Source organism: Marseilla massiliensis, from assembly GCF_023336985.1.
In the GTDB taxonomy this organism is placed as follows: Bacteria; Bacteroidota; Bacteroidia; order Bacteroidales; family Bacteroidaceae; genus Prevotella; species Prevotella intestinigallinarum.
This window is the reverse complement of record NZ_JAMBLP010000041.1, coordinates 1-16,411: the sequence shown is the minus strand read 5'-3', so window position 1 is coordinate 16,411 and position 16,411 is coordinate 1. Positions and strand designations below refer to the sequence as shown.

Annotated in this window: 10 protein-coding genes; 8 read left to right on the top strand and 2 right to left on the bottom strand. The window is 49.8% G+C overall.

The features are described from left to right. Nucleotides 1-186 precede the first annotated feature (186 nt). Nucleotides 187-2,502, top strand: a complete 2,316-nt coding sequence (locus M3089_RS15270) for a DEAD/DEAH box helicase (RefSeq protein ID WP_249085109.1) — start codon at nt 187-189, stop codon at nt 2,500-2,502. A 502-nt stretch (nt 2,503-3,004) separates the two neighbouring features. On the opposite strand, the gene M3089_RS15265 is transcribed toward M3089_RS15270, so the two are convergent. Then, on the bottom strand, nt 3,005-4,039 hold the full coding sequence (locus M3089_RS15265; protein WP_205109776.1) for an asparaginase: 1,035 nt from the start codon (nt 4,037-4,039) through the stop codon (nt 3,005-3,007). Nucleotides 4,040-4,224: 185 nt separating this feature from the next. Here M3089_RS15265 and uxaC point away from each other — a divergent pair, with 185 nt between their 5' ends. The 7 genes from uxaC (at nt 4,225) to M3089_RS15230 (ending at nt 15,674) form a co-directional block, all read left to right on the top strand. After that, nucleotides 4,225-5,625, top strand: a complete 1,401-nt coding sequence (gene uxaC, locus M3089_RS15260; RefSeq protein ID WP_205109774.1) for a glucuronate isomerase — start codon at nt 4,225-4,227, stop codon at nt 5,623-5,625. A gap of 225 nt (nt 5,626-5,850) precedes the next feature. Then, nucleotides 5,851-6,654 carry a polysaccharide biosynthesis/export family protein gene (locus tag M3089_RS15255; protein WP_249085107.1) on the top strand — a complete coding sequence of 268 codons (804 nt, stop codon included), beginning with the start codon at nt 5,851-5,853 and terminating at the stop codon, nt 6,652-6,654. A gap of 63 nt (nt 6,655-6,717) precedes the next feature. Then, complete coding sequence (gene glmS, locus M3089_RS15250; RefSeq protein WP_249085105.1) at nt 6,718-8,562, top strand: glutamine--fructose-6-phosphate transaminase (isomerizing); 1,845 nt, start codon at nt 6,718-6,720, stop codon at nt 8,560-8,562. A 110-nt stretch (nt 8,563-8,672) separates the two neighbouring features. Then, on the top strand, nt 8,673-10,568 hold the full coding sequence (locus M3089_RS15245) for an amidophosphoribosyltransferase (protein WP_205109759.1): 1,896 nt from the start codon (nt 8,673-8,675) through the stop codon (nt 10,566-10,568). 20 nt (nt 10,569-10,588) lie between these two features. Further along, nucleotides 10,589-11,665, top strand: coding sequence for a glutamine-hydrolyzing carbamoyl-phosphate synthase small subunit (gene carA / locus M3089_RS15240; protein ID WP_249085113.1), 1,077 nt, complete (start codon nt 10,589-10,591; stop codon nt 11,663-11,665). An 8-nt stretch (nt 11,666-11,673) separates the two neighbouring features. After that, nucleotides 11,674-14,901, top strand: a complete 3,228-nt coding sequence (carB, locus tag M3089_RS15235) for a carbamoyl-phosphate synthase (glutamine-hydrolyzing) large subunit (protein ID WP_205109757.1) — start codon at nt 11,674-11,676, stop codon at nt 14,899-14,901. A 272-nt stretch (nt 14,902-15,173) separates the two neighbouring features. Further along, nucleotides 15,174-15,674, top strand: coding sequence for a GNAT family N-acetyltransferase (locus M3089_RS15230; RefSeq protein WP_249085111.1), 501 nt, complete (start codon nt 15,174-15,176; stop codon nt 15,672-15,674). Nucleotides 15,675-16,094: 420 nt separating this feature from the next. Here the strand turns inward: M3089_RS15230 and M3089_RS15225 are convergent. Continuing rightward, nucleotides 16,095-16,411: hypothetical protein (locus tag M3089_RS15225; protein ID WP_249085104.1), on the bottom strand; the 317-nt coding region annotated here is incomplete at its 5' end.

The following is a 16,411-nucleotide window of genomic DNA, read 5'->3' as shown; positions in this document are numbered from 1 at the left end:
TGGAATAGAGAAGACCGTGCGCTGGTATCTCGACAACCAGGAGTGGATGGACAACGTGACGAGCGGCGACTACCAGCGTTATTACGACGACATGTACAAGGGGAGGTAGCCCTAGGGGGCAGAACCTAACAGTCAGCCAAGCTACGCCCTGCCCTTCTGTATACACATGTCTTATAAATAAATGAGATGACGAAGCATACCGGAATCTTACTACGCGACTACCAGAGTGACATAATAAGGCGTGTAGTGGATAGTTGGGCATCAAATAAATCCGTTTTGGTACAGATGCCAACCGGTACGGGGAAGACTGTAGTGCTGGCTTCGCTCGTAAGCGAACATCTGAAACTTAAAAGTGATAAACATGGTTGCTCCGTCTGGATAGTCGCTCACCGCCGTGAGCTTGTCGAACAGATTGAAGAAACAGTGGCAAGATATGGCATACGGAAAGAGTATGGAGTTATCAAAGTACTGTCAATCCAATGGCTTGCGAGACATTGGGATGACGTGCAAGGCGAACAACCGGGGCTGATTGTGATAGACGAAGCCCACCACGCGCTTGCCGAGACCTACAAGGAACTTTGGCAGCGCTATCCTGCTGCCATGAAGTTGGGCATGACCGCCACCCCATGCCGGCTGAATCGTGTTGGATTCACCGACTTGTTTGATGTGCTGGTCACCTCATACAGCATTGCAGACTTTATCAGGCAAGGATGGCTTGCAGCCTTCGACTATGTGTCTATACGCCAAGGCAGCGAAACCCAAAAGCTGATAGAGAGCCTGGAGAAACGCGGGGCGGACGGCGATTTCCAAGTGAAGGAAATGGACGCCGTGCTTAACAAACGCCCAAGCATAGAACGGTTGCATGACAGCGTAAAACAATATGCCGGCGGAAAGAAAGGCATAGTGTATGCCATCAGCATCAGCCACGCGCGGAACATTGCCGACTATTACGGACATAAAGGAATAACGGCCGCGGCCATAGACAGCAAGACGCCGGCAAAAATAAGGAAACAGCTTGTAGAAGACTTCCGTCATGGCAACATTCAGGTACTGGTTAATGTTGACGTTTTCAGCGAAGGTTTCGACTGTCCCGATGTAGAGTTTGTGCAACTGGCCCGCCCTACTCTGTCGCTAGCAAAATACCTGCAGCAAGTTGGCCGCGGACTTCGAGTGGCAGAAAACAAACAAAGTTGTGTGATAATAGACAACGTCGGACTGTACCGCTTGTTCGGTCTGCCTGCAGCAGACCGCGATTGGCAGGCAATGTTTGAAGGACGGATGGCGGGTAAGGGCCACGATGCCACAAGCAGAAACGAATGCTGCTACCACGCCATGGCAGATTGCTGCACCAATGGCGAGCCGATAGGGCCAGACCCGGCCATGGAGATAGTATTGACACATGAACGGTTGCTGGAATACCTTAAGGAAAGCAGAAACCTTACAATGCATCTTGAGCAGGGAAAGCTCATGCCGTTTATAGACAGGCGGACAGGACTTTACGGGTTAAGGCGTGGCGACATGGTGACGACCACACCCCAATTCAAGAAAGTGTATGCCACTGAAAACAACATGGCAGCTGTATTGCTCACAAACGGAAGTGCGGCTGTATGCGATTGTGGCGGCAAAATAATCATGGCCTTGGGCAAATGCCGGAAGCTGGCATTCACCCCAAAAGGATTTATTGCTACAACCGCTATAGACGGCAAAGTGGAATACACAGACCTTGCCACAGGCCACAAGCATGACGCCAAGCCCAAAGTGAAGGCGTTTGGGCAAGTGGAAGTGGTTGAAACGGATAGAATGTATTGCAGTCGCACCAAGAGGGAATTGAGATGGAAACCAGACGCAGGAAGCATTCAAACGACCTTTGATGGAAAGATGCTGTTTGTTCACGACTTCGGGTCAAGGCCCCAGTGCCATCAGATATTGCGTGAAAACAACTTCATCGGCCACAGATGCAGTGTGCTGGTAGCCGGAGACAAATCTACATACTACAACCTGTCTGGCATATTGCCTGATGGGACCGCCATAATTGAAGACACACAGGGCACCTATTACCTGACCTCCGACGGAGCAAGATTGCACAAAATATACTTTGAAAACCAAACTTCACCCGAAGGATTTTATTCTATGATGGAAAGGCTTCTGACTAAAGCCGAGGCCCGCAAAGCCGCCTATGAAGAAAAGAAAAACAGGTTGATGGAAGAAAGGCGGCGGCGCAGACTAGACTCTCTGCAAGGTGTGATACCGTTTATGTCGGGCAATAAATGGGGGCTCCGGCACGGGCAGATTATTGTCGTGCCGCCTATCTACCGCAGCATACAGGCGCCCGTTGGCATGTATTGCGCAGTGGAAGAAAGACCAAGCCAGTGGGGAGTCATCATGATTGACGGTAAAATCATTGTCGAGGCCAAATACTCAAAGGTAGAAATAGAGCAGAACGGAACAGCCCACCTCACATTGACAAAAGGCAATACCCAAACCGTCAAGCTGGGCACATAACATTTAAACAGGCTTGACAACAATGCCGACGTCGTTTCTTTGTTCATAGAAACGACGTCGGCATTGTTGTTTGTAGGGGCTGCGCGCTGTCGGTTACAATATAACAAACAAGACCTCGACATCCATGCACAATAAGAACTTCCTCATCAGCCTAGACTTCCAACACGCATAGGCATGCGCCACATCCAAACGGCCATACACAACGACAGCCTTTTATACCTCGTCAAATGGCCATTGGTCAATGATACCGCCAATCTCCAATCGCATCAGACCAAAGAACTTCTGCACCGATATTTATCAATATGCCCCAAACTATTATCCATGTTCCGGCGGCATCAGCTTACGAATTTGCCTCAACACAGCCAGTTACGACTCCGACAAAGCCTACAACAAGCCTGCCCGGCAATTGGATATAATTACCTTGTACTCTGATGGCCACATTGTGTTAAAGCCAAACAGCACCACGTCGCCAACCACACCATCACGACGCGAGGCCTTCTGCTCACACACACATCTCACCCCTGATATTTCTGTTGAGGTAATGCCTGATCTTCTCTGGGTCGGAAAACCTTGCCTGCAAATACATCAGTTTGGTGACAGCACTTTCAACTGTACTGTCATGACCACTGATGACGCCGGCCGACTTCAATTGATAGCCAGTGTCATAACGCCCCATCTCAACACTTCCAGCCATACACTGGCTAATATTAATTATAGTCTTGCCATTAGCCGACGCTTCTTTCAACGCCTTGATAAGCCATGGCGACTGTGGGGCATTCCCACTGCCGAAGGTACGCATGACAATGGAGCGCAAGTTGGGTGTGGCAATGACATGACGCACCAAATCTTCACGTATGCCGGGGAATATAGTAAACACTATGACGTTGTTGTCCAACCGAAAATGCGGAGTCATCGGCTTAGAATAGTCCGGTTTTAAAATTAGGTCTTCCCTATACGAGATGTTAACCCCCGCGTCAGCCAGGTGCGGGTAGTTAAAACTCTCGAAAGCGTTGAAATTGTCGGCGCTTTGCTTCGTTGTACGATTTCCCCTCATGAGGTGGCCATTGAAATATATGCCCACTTCAGGCATTATGGCCCTTCCATCGGGATGCTTGGCAGAAGCAATCTCAATGCTGGTGATGAGATTCTCCTTCCCGTCAGTCCGCAATTGTCCTATCGGCAACTGACTGCCGGTAAGTATTACGGGCTTTGTGAGGTTTTCAAGCATGTAGCTCAACGCAGAGGCGGTGAAAGCCATGGTGTCAGTGCCATGCAATATCACAAACCCGTCATACTTGTCATAGTTATCAGCTATGATATGGGTCAACTCAATCCACAGCCGGGGCGACATATTGCTACTGTCGATAGGCGGCGTGAATTGATACGTGGCAATGTGTGTCGAGAACTGCGCAAGCTCAGGAACGTTACTCAAAAGATGTTCAAACTTGAAAGGCTCGAGCGCCCCGGTCTGAGGATTGCGGTTCATTCCAATAGTGCCACCTGTGTAAATCAATAGAACATTATTGTCGTACGTCATCGTTTACGTATATTTTTGTTGCAAAAATAAGTAAACTTTTCGACATTGCAGAATTATTTTATTACTTTTGCACTATAGATATCCATACGGTATGAACACTTCATACAGAACAGTGTGGTGCCAGATGGCGAGAACAACGATTTGACAGACCTATAAAGCATACAACAATTAATAAACAACTAATTATGAAACAATTCAATGACGAGAACTTCTTGTTGGATAATGAAGTTGCCCAAGACCTGTTCCACAACCATGCGGCAAAGATGCCTATTATCGACTATCACTGCCACCTGATACCTGAAATGGTGGCAAATGACCATAAGTTTAAAAGCATCACAGAACTTTGGCTGGGTGGTGACCACTACAAATGGAGGGCAATGCGCACCAACGGCGTTGACGAAAAGTATTGCACTGGCAAAGACACGTCAGACTGGGAGAAGTTTGAGAAATGGGCCGAGACAGTGCCTTACACTTTCCGCAACCCACTTTACCATTGGACACACCTCGAACTCAAGACTGCATTCGGCATCACTAAGCTGCTGAGCCCGAAGACCGCACGCGAGATATACGACGAGTGCAACGAGAAGCTCAAGCAGCCGGAGTACTCAGCCCGTGGCTTGATGCGCAGATACAACGTTGAATGCGTATGCACAACCGACGATCCCATTGACGACTTGCGCTATCACAAGCAAACCAGGGAAAGCGGTTTTGAAATAAAGATGATACCAGCATGGCGCCCAGACAAAGCCATGAACATCGAGAAGCCTGACTTTGCCGAGTATGTAAATAAGCTTGGCGAAGTAGCAGGCGTGACCATCACGACCTTCAAAGACATGGTGGACGCATTGCAGAAGCGCCACGACTTCTTCACAGCCAACGGCTGCAAGCTGTCGGACCACGGAATCGAGGAGTTCTACGACGAGGAGTATACCGACGCACAAATTGAAGCCATATTCGCCAAGGCAATGAGCAAGAAAGAACTCACTGCCTATGAAATACGCCAATACAAGAACTGCTTCCTGACTAAGATGGCAGAGATGGATGCCGATGCCGACTGGACACAGCAGTTCCACTATGGCGCAATCCGCGACAACAATACAAAGATGTACGAGCAACTTGGCCCCGACACTGGCTTTGACTCTATTGGCGAGTTCAACACGGCAAAGGCTATGAGCAAGTTCCTCAACAAGCTGAACATGGAGGGTAAGCTCACACGCACAATCCTCTACACCCTTAACCCGTGCGCCAACGAGGTGATTGCCACCATGCTTGGCAACTTCCAGGGTGGTTGCCCGGGCAAGATTCAGTTTGGTTCCGGCTGGTGGTTCAACGACCAACTCGACGGCATGACCCGCCAAATGAACGCCCTTTCAGTGCTCGGCCTGCTGAGCCGTTTCGTAGGTATGCTCACCGACTCACGCTCTTTCTTGAGTTATCCGCGCCACGAGTATTTCCGCCGTCTGCTTTGCAATATTCTCGGAACCGACGTAGAGAAAGGGTTGCTGCCCAATGACCACGAAATACTCAGCCGAATGGTTGAAGACATATCTTACAACAACGCACGGAATTATTTCAAGTTCTATTAAAACGAAATGTTGCCAGAGAGCTCTGTTCTGAACAAACAGAGCGACAACAAGCGACAACGCCACAACCCAGTGCCCGCAAACGCCCACGGCCAAACAGCCGGCGTTTGCGGGCGTTTTTACAAAAATCTTCCTTTTTTCATAAAGGAGATTTCTTAGTCGGACATTTTCTTGCTTATATGGAAAAATAGGTGTAAATTTGCAGGCAATTAAAAACGGTTTCACAAAATGATAATTTCAAAGAAAATCATCTTGCCTGTGGCTTTTGCTGCCGTCATAATGATATTTGGCAGTTGTTCTAATAAAAATGTTGCTTATTTCCAAAACAGTAATATTGTAAACCTGGAGCAGTCTAGAGTTCTTTACGACGCAAGGATTATGCCTAAAGATGTGCTAACAATAACAGTCAGCACATCAGACGCTGATGCCGCCGCCCCATTCAACATGACAGTGCCCACCCCACTGACACAAAGCATGCGCACAACGACTTCACAACCCTTGCTGCAAAGCTATCTTGTTGACAACGACGGTTACATCGATTTTCCGCGTGTAGGCCGCTTGCACGTCGGAGGCCTTACTAAATCTCAGGCGGAGCGCGTCATACTGGAAAAGATAAAGCCATACATGAGCAAAGCGGAAACTCCGATTGTCACCGTGCGCATGTCAAACTATAAGATTTCTGTCCTCGGCGAAGTCACCCGCCCCGGCATGTACACCGTTACCAATGAAAAGATTTCCATATTGGAGGCTCTTGCCCAGGCGGGCGACCTCACCATATACGGTGTTCGCAACAATGTAAAGCTGATACGCGAAGACTCAACAGGCATGAAATCCATTCATGTGCTAAACCTTAACGATGCAAACATCATTAATTCACCTTATTATTATTTGCAGCAAAACGACATTGTATATGTTGAACCCAATAAGGTGAAGGCACAAAACTCAAGTGTGGGTAGCATGACTACATTATGGTTCTCGGCGACCTCAATATTGATTTCGCTGACCTCACTATTGTATAACATCTTGAACTGATTAATGTATGTAAATGGCAGGCGCTCGTTGCGCCTGCCGTTAATTGTATAATATAGAGTAGATATGTGTGGAATTGTAGGATATATTGGTGATAAGGATGCATTCCCTATACTAATTAAAGGGTTAAGAAGGTTGGAGTATCGTGGATATGACAGCGCTGGTGTCGCATTGATCAACTCAAGCGGCAACCTTAACGTATACAAGAGCAAGGGCAAAGTTGATGATCTGGTGGCCTTCTGTGCCGACAAGAACACAACAGGCACTGTGGGCATAGCCCATACACGATGGGCCACCCATGGCGAGCCATCCTCTGTCAACGCCCACCCGCATTATTCCCAGTCGAAGAACTTGGCAATAATTCACAATGGAATCATTGAGAACTATGCCTCGCTGAGGAAAAAACTGATGGAAAAGGGCATCACATTCCGCTCTGACACAGACACCGAGGTGCTCGTACAATTGATAGAATACATACAGCAACGTAAGAACCTCGACTTATTGACGGCTGTTCAGCTGGCCCTGCACGAAGTGATTGGAGCATACGCCATAGCTCTGCTCGACAAGCGCAACCCAAACCAAATCATAGCAGCACGCAAACAAAGCCCTTTGGTTGTAGGCATTGGCGACAATGAGTTCTTTCTGGGTTCCGACGCGTCGCCCATCGTAGAATACACAGACAAGGTGGTGTATCTCGAAGATGGCAATATCGCAGTGATAAGGAAAGGCGAAGACCTGAAGGTAGTAAACATACAAAACCGGCTGCAGAATCCAGAGATACAGACAGTGGATATCAACCTCGGAGAGATTGAGAAGGGCGGATATCCCCATTTCATGCTCAAAGAAATATTCGAGCAGCCGGAATGCCTGACCAACTGCATGCGCGGCCGTGTCAACGTCGACACAGACAATGTTGTGTTGAGCGCCGTCATCGACTACAAGAAACAATTGCTCAATGCCAACAGGTTCATAATAATCGCTTGCGGAACGTCGTGGCATGCCGGACTTATAGGAAAACAGATACTTGAAAGCCTGTGCCGCATACCGGTTGAAGTAGAGTATGCGTCAGAATTCCGCTATCGCAACCCGGTGATAACGAGCAAGGATGTAGTCATCGCCATATCCCAAAGCGGCGAGACGGCCGATACGCTTGCGGCGATAAAGCTCGCCAAAGAAAACGGCGCATTTATTTATGGCATTTGCAACGCTATCGGATCGAGCATACCACGTTCTACGGACACCGGTTCATACATACATGTAGGGCCTGAGATAGGAGTAGCATCGACAAAGGCTTTCACCGGCCAGGTGACAGTATTGTCAATGCTTGCCTTGGCTTTGGCAAAGGAAAAAGGCACGATAAGCAACGAAGCCTATCTGAGCATAGTAAAAGAATTGCATGCAATACCCCAAAAGATGGAGGAAGTGCTGAAGCTCAACGACAGGATAGCCGACCTGAGCCGCATCTTCACTTACGCCCGCAACTTCTTATACCTTGGCCGTGGCTACAACTACCCTGTGGCCCTTGAGGGAGCGCTAAAGCTTAAGGAAATCAGCTACATACACGCCGAAGGCTATCCCGCTGCCGAAATGAAACACGGTCCCATAGCCCTGATAGATTCAGACATGCCTGTCGTTGTCATAGCCACGCACAACGCCATGTATGAAAAAGTGCTGAACAACATACAAGAAATAAAAGCTCGCAAAGGCAAAGTGATTGCCATTGTGACAGAAGGCGACAATACGATAAGCCGCATTGCCGATGAAGTGATAGAGCTACCAGACACAATAGAATGCCTTGAGCCCCTATTGTCAACCATTCCGTTGCAATTGCTTGCTTACCATATCGCAGTTTGCAAAGGCAAGAACGTGGACCAGCCACGCAACCTTGCAAAGTCTGTAACCGTTGAATGACCATGTGGGCTAATCATTTAGCCCACTTAGTTGTGTTTAACCTACAAGTTGCCGTATTATTATATTGGCTTATAATGACAACCAAATAGAAAATAGTTTAGGATATTCGGATGGAACAATTAAAACACGAATGTGGAGTGGCAATGATTAGGCTACTAAAGCCGCTCGATTATTACCAGAAAAAGTATGGAACATGGATGTACGGGTTGAACAAGTTGTACCTCATGATGGAGAAGCAACACAACCGAGGCCAGGAAGGTGCCGGCATTGCATGTGTGAAGTTGAATACTCTGCCTGGTAATGAGTATATGTTTCGTGAGAAGGCTTTGGGAGCAAACGCCATAACAGAAATATTCGGAAGTGCTCAAAAAGAGTTTCGCAACCTTTCTAAAGAACAGTTGGCCGATGCAGAATACGCAAAGGAGAACCTTCCTTTCGCCGGCGAATTGTATATGGGTCACCTCCGCTATTCTACGACAGGCAAGAGTGGCTTGCAATATGTCCATCCATTTCTGCGCCGCAACAACTGGAAGGCCAAGAACCTGTGCTTGTGTGGCAACTTCAATATGACTAACATCGATGAGATATTCAGCAAAATCACCTCGCAAGGACAGTGCCCACGCATCTTCAGCGACAGTTATATCATGCTGGAATGGATGGGCCACCGACTGGACAGGGAAGTGGAACGCAACTTCGTCGATGCCAAGGAAAACGGGCTGCAAGGCACTGACATAACCGACTACATCGACGACCATGTACGCATGAGCAATGTGTTGCGTACCACGATGCCCGACTTTGACGGCGGCTATGTGGTTTGCGGTCTCACCGGCAGCGGTGAAATGTTTTCAATGCGCGACCCGTGGGGCATACGTCCGGCCTTCTATTATAAGAATGACGAAGTGGTGGTCGTTGCCAGCGAGCGCCCCGTCCTCCAGACAACATTCGACATCGAATGCGACCAGATATGCGAACTAAAGCCTGGCGAAGCTGTTGTCGTAAACAAGAAGGGAGAATTCTCGCTTGAGAAGATATTAGACCAACGCGGCGACTCTGCATGCTCATTTGAGCGCATATACTTCAGCCGTGGTTCCGACCGCGACATATACCGCGAACGCAAGAAGCTTGGCGATTTGTTGATGAAGCCCATATTGAAGGCTATCGACAACGACGTGGAGCACACAGTGTTTTCATTCATACCCAACACGGCAGAGGTAGCATACTACGGTATGCTGGGAAGCTTCAAGCGATATATCAACGAGCAAAAAATACAAGCCATAGAATCGCTGGGGCACATGCCGACGCACGAAGAACTGGAAAAGATACTCGAACAGTTTGTCCGTTCTGAAAAGGTTGCTTGGAAAGACATCAAGTTGCGCACGTTCATTACAGAAGGCAATTCGCGCAACGACCTGGCATCACACGTTTACGACGTGACATACGAAGTGTTGGAAAAAGGCGTCGACAATCTTGTGGTCATAGACGACAGCATCGTGCGCGGAACCACACTCCGCGAAAGCATCATCAAGATACTTGACAGGCTCCACCCGAAAAAGATTGTCATAGTCAGCTCGTCGCCGCAGATACGCTATCCCGATTATTATGGCATCGACATGGCCAAGCTTGAAGAGTTCATCGCTTTCAGGGCATGCATAGCACTGCTGCAAGACCGTGGCATGCAGAGCCTTATAGACGAGACATACAAAAACTGCATCGACGAGTTGAAGAAGCCCAAGGAAGAGATGCAATGTTGTGTCAAAGCGCTTTATAAGCCATTCACGGTCGAAGAGCTCAACACCAAGATGGTGGAACTGCTGCGCCCTGCAGAGGTGACCACCCCCATCGAACTGGTTTACCAAAGCATCGAAGGGCTGCACACTGCCATACCCGACCATAAGGGCGACTGGTATTTTACAGGCAACTACCCCACTCCCGGCGGGATGAAGCTTGTAAACCAGGCATTCATCAATTACTATGACAACGTGTATCAGTACGAACAAAAGTTTTAAACACTTTACAACCATATATGATGAAGAACGTAACATTGGTTCTTGAAGACGGAACAGAATTTCGCGGCAAGTCATTCGGTTACGAACAACCAGTTGCAGGCGAAGTAGTCTTCAATACAGCGATGATGGGTTATCCGGAGAGCCTGACCGACCCCTCATACGCCGGACAGTTGATGACACTGACTTACCCACTGGTGGGAAACTATGGTGTTCCCCCTTTCACCATTGCCCCTGACGGCATAGCAACGTTCATGGAGAGCGACAAGATCTACGCATCGGCCATAATCGTTGCAGACTACAGTGAAGAGTATAGTCACTGGAATGCAGTCGAGAGCCTGGCCGACTGGCTGAAGCGCGAGCATGTGCCCGGCATCACCGGCATAGACACCCGCCAGCTGACCAAAGTGTTGCGTGAGCATGGTGTAATGATGGGAAAGATTCTTTTCGACGACCAGCCCGACAACATACCTCAGGCAGATTATGAAGGCGTTAACTTTGTTGACAAAGTGAGCTGCAAGGAGGTCATACGTTACAACGAAGGCGCCGGAAAGAAAGTCGTACTGGTTGACTGCGGCGTAAAGAACAACATCATACGATGCCTCATCAACCGTGGTGTGGAAGTTATCCGCGTGCCATGGAATTATGATTATACGGGCATGGACTTCGACGGTCTTTTCCTCGGCAACGGCCCGGGCGACCCGGACATGTGCGAAGACGCGGTCAACATCATACGCAAACAAATGAGCCTTTCACGCAAGCCTATATGCGGAATATGCATGGGCAACCAGCTGCTGGCCAAAGCCGGAGGCGCAACAATATACAAGCTCAAATACGGTCACAGGTCGCACAACCAGCCGGTGATGGAAGTTGGAACCACAAGGTGCTACATAACAAGCCAGAACCATGGCTACGCTGTCGATGCCAAGACGCTAGGCAGCGACTGGAAGGAACTGTTCGTTAACATGAACGACGGGTCAAACGAAGGCATATGCCACAAGGAGAACCCCTGGTTTACAAGCCAGTTCCACCCGGAAGCCTGCTCAGGCCCTGTCGACACTGAATTTATGTTTGACCGTTTTGTTGAAAAATTGAAGTAACAGTAACTATGAGAGACGAAAATATAAAGAAAGTCCTGTTGCTCGGCTCAGGCGCATTGAAGATTGGCGAAGCTGGCGAATTTGACTATTCCGGTTCACAAGCGCTGAAGGCACTGCGTGAAGAAGGAATATATACCGTATTGATAAACCCAAATATCGCGACTGTCCAGACATCCGAGGGGGTTGCCGACCAGATTTATTTCCTGCCCGTACAGCCGTATTTCGTAGAGCGCGTAATCGAAAAGGAGCGCCCCGACGGCATACTGTTGGCTTTCGGCGGACAGACAGCACTCAACTGCGGTGTGGCGTTGCACCAGAGCGGAGTGCTTGAAAAATACAACGTACGCGTGCTCGGCACACCCGTCCAGGCTATCATGGACACCGAAGACCGCGAGCTTTTCGTAGAAAAACTCAATGAGATTGGCGTCAAGACCATCAAGAGCGAGGCGTGCGAAAATATTGAGCAAGCCCGCAAGGCCGCCAAGGAATTGGGCTACCCCGTTATCCTCAGGGCCGCATACGCCCTTGGAGGGTTGGGCAGCGGATTCTGCGACAACGAGGAAGAGCTTGACAAACTGGCCGAAAAGGCTTTCTCTTTCTCGCCTCAGGTTCTCGTAGAGAAGAGCCTGAAAGGCTGGAAAGAAATAGAATATGAGGTTGTGCGCGACCGCTATGACAACTGTATCACAGTATGCAACATGGAAAATTTCGACCCATTGGGCATACATACAGGCGAGAGCATAGTCATAGCACCATCTCAGACCTTGACAAACAGCGAGTACCACAAGCTTAGAGCGCTGTCTATCAAGATTATACGTCACATAGGCATAATCGGAGAATGCAATGTGCAGTATGCCTTCGACCCACAAAGCGAAGACTACCGCGTAATCGAAGTGAACGCCCGCCTGAGCCGTTCGTCGGCGCTCGCATCCAAAGCCACAGGCTATCCCTTGGCTTTCGTCGCCGCCAAGCTGGGCATGGGCTACGGCCTGTTTGAGCTGAAAAACTCGGTCACGAAGACGACAAGCGCCTTTTTCGAGCCTGCCCTCGACTATGTGGTCTGCAAAATACCACGGTGGGACCTCAGCAAGTTCCGTGGCGTTGACAAAGAGCTTGGCTCATCCATGAAGTCGGTAGGCGAGGTGATGGCCATCGGCCGCAACTTTGAGGAAGCCATACAGAAGGGTTTGCGCATGATAGGGCAAGGCATGCACGGCTTTGTCGAGAACAAGGAACTTGAGATACCCGACATCGACGCTGCATTGCGTGAGCCTACAGACAAGCGCGTGTTCATCATCTCGAAAGCCATGCACAAGGGTTACACCATCGACCAGATACATGAGCTGACGAAGATTGACAAATGGTTCTTGCAGAAACTGAAGCACATCATCGACATCGACGAGCGCATGAAGGCCTTGAAGAGCATAAACAACCTCGACAAGGAACTGCTGCGCGAGGCCAAGGTCTACGGATTCACCGACTTCCAGATTGCCCGTGCCGTGGGCTTGGAAACAGAACTGAACAGCATGGCCAAGGCCGGCCTTGTGGTGCGCAACCTGCGCAAGAGCTACGGTATACTGCCATATGTCAAGCAGATAGACACCCTGGCTGCCGAATATCCGGCACAGACCAACTACCTGTACCTCACCTACGCCGGCGTTGCCCACGACATTACGTTCGAGCGCGACAAACGCTCAATCATTGTGCTTGGCTCCGGTGCCTACCGCATTGGCTCGTCTGTAGAGTTCGACTGGTGCGGTGTGCAGGCCCTGCAAACCATACGCAAAGAAGGCTACCGCTCGGTGATGATAAACTACAACCCGGAGACTGTTTCCACCGACTATGACATGTGCGACCGCCTCTACTTCGACGAGCTGACCTTTGAGCGTGTGATGGACATAATCGACCTTGAATGCCCACACGGAGTGATTGTCTCTACAGGAGGACAGATACCCAACAACCTGGCAATGAGGCTCGACGGACAGCACGTGCCCATTCTCGGAACATCAGCCAAAGACATTGACAATGCCGAAGACCGCGCAAAGTTCTCGTCGATGCTCACCCGCAACGGCATAGACCAGCCGGAGTGGAGCGCCCTCACCACGATGGAAGACATCAACACGTTCATATCAAAGGTGGGCTTCCCCGTGCTGGTACGCCCGTCATACGTATTGTCGGGTGCAGCCATGAACGTATGCTCCAACCAGGAAGAGCTTGAAAAGTTCCTGCGCCTGGCAGCCAATGTAAGCGAAGACCACCCCGTGGTGGTAAGCCGCTTCATAGAGCATGCAAAAGAGGTTGAGATGGATGCCGTGGCCCGCAATGGCGAAATAATAGCATACGCCATCAGCGAGCACATTGAGTTTGCCGGAGTCCACTCTGGCGACGCCACCATACAGTTCCCCCCGCAGAAGCTGTATTGCGAGACTGTGAGGCGCATCAAGCGCGTAAGCCGCAAGATAGCAGAAGAGTTGCACATCAGCGGCCCGTTCAACATACAGTTCCTTGCAAAGGAAAACGACATCAAGGTGATTGAGTGCAACCTGCGCGCATCACGCTCGTTCCCATTCGTAAGCAAGGTCTTGAAAATCAACCTGATTGAACTTGCAACCAAGGTGATGCTCGGACTTCCCGTAGAAAAGCCCAGCAAGACTCTCTTCGACCTCGACTACGTGGGCATCAAGGCAAGCCAATTCTCGTTCAACCGACTGCAGAAAGCCGACCCTGTGCTCGGCGTTGACATGGCTTCAACGGGCGAAGTGGGCTGTCTTGGCGATGACACGAGCACGGCCTTGCTCAAGAGCATGCTCTCTGTTGGACAACGCATACCTGAAAAGAACATATTGCTTTCTACAGGTAGCGCCAAGCAAAAGGCCGAGATGCTCGATGCCGCACGCATGCTCGTTGAGCACGGATACAAGCTGTATGCCACCAGCGGCAGTTCCAAGTACCTGTCGGAAAACGGGGTGGAGAACACCGAGGTGTTCTGGCCATCGGAAGACAAGCAGCCGCAGGCCATTGACATGTTGCACAACCACGAGATTGACCTTGTGGTGAACATACCCAAGAACCTGACTGCGGGCGAGCTTACCAATGGCTATAAGATAAGGCGCGCAGCCATCGACCTGAATGTTCCGCTGATAACCAACAGCCGTCTGGCAAGTGCCTTCATCAATGCATTCTGCCGAATAAAGCTCGACGACATCGACATTAAGAGCTGGGCTGAATATAAGTAGAATAGCAAATTACGTGTATTAGCAAAGGGAGTTGCCAAAAAGCAACTCCCTTTTCAACCCAAACAGGCCCTTTAATGCTCGATGTTTGTTTTCATGGTCGTTACATGCGTCACAAACTCATCGCCCCACCCCGCCGCATCTTGTTTGCGCTTTGTCGCTACGCAACCCGCTATGCCACCGGCAACGGGGCAGGCCGATATTCACGGCCAGCGGGATGGAACAGCCTGATTGTTGAATGCCCGATTGGGGATAAATGTTTACTTTGAATCATGATTATCAGAAATGTTTGCAATACCGACGCCACTGCCATAGCCAACATATACAACGAATATGTAACCGGCACGACTGTTTCATTTGAGCTGGAACCGGTCACAGTTGAAGAAATGTCGAAGCGAATAATTGAAATATCGGCGTCGTTCCCCTATTTTGTATGCGAAGACAAGGGCAACGTCGTCGGCTTCTGCTATGCGCACAGATGGAAAGAACGCAAAGCGTATGAAAACACTCTCGAGACCACGGTGTATATATCACGTTCGCACCACGGGCATGGCATTGGCCGACAGCTGATGGAGCGCCTCATCGACGCATGCCGCACAAAGGGATGCCACGCCTTGATAGCATGTATTACGGGCGACAATGAGCCGAGCATCAACTTCCACGAGAGGCTTGGATTTACCAAGGTGTCATGCTTCAACCAGGTAGGACGCAAATTTGGCCGTTGGCTCGACGTGGTCGACTACGAACTGCTTTTGACCGATGGCCAAATGCGATGACAGCCAACGAAAGATATCAGAACAGGCACAGGCATATCAATTGTGGCGTGTGCCTGTTCCGATTGCCCATACATCCAGTAGCGTCAGACAGGCGGCAGTATTCGCCCAACCGCCGTTCACCCCCACCCTGTATGCCTGCAAACATTTGCTTGCGGCCTAAAGACAACCAGCCGGGCTGACTTGGCCTTAGTGCCTAAGCCGGCAAACAAATCAACTACAAGGATTCCCACTACCACGCTTTATCCCAAACCGACTGCCGGGAGCCATAAACGCATACACCCTATTGCCAAATCCTCTGCTTACAGTGTCCGCGAAGTCGCAGCATTCTGCCGTAGGCTGCATGGGCCTGCAAGTTGCCGTAAGGAGCAATTAAGCATTTGGCACACAAGACATGAATGCCCCAACCATCATCTGCAGGCATCATGCTTTAATTGGGATTAAAATCCGGCAATGATGTTTTCCGGCACGGCTGATTTCTGCACGCATCATTTCCGACTGCAACAAACAATCCAGCGCGCCACCCCCAACTATCTGGCATTCAGCGGTTTGCCGTATGGGTCGTTTTGGTTGGCCAAACGGCCCATACGGCAACGCAAAACGGCTGTCGTCGTTTGGCCATACGGGCCGAATCTCACCCAAGAACGAACCGGCCCTACTACCAACATTATTCCAGACATCACCCAGTGCCGCCATGCCGGCGCAGGCAGCCCAAGGCAGTATGCTACTGATTATATTAA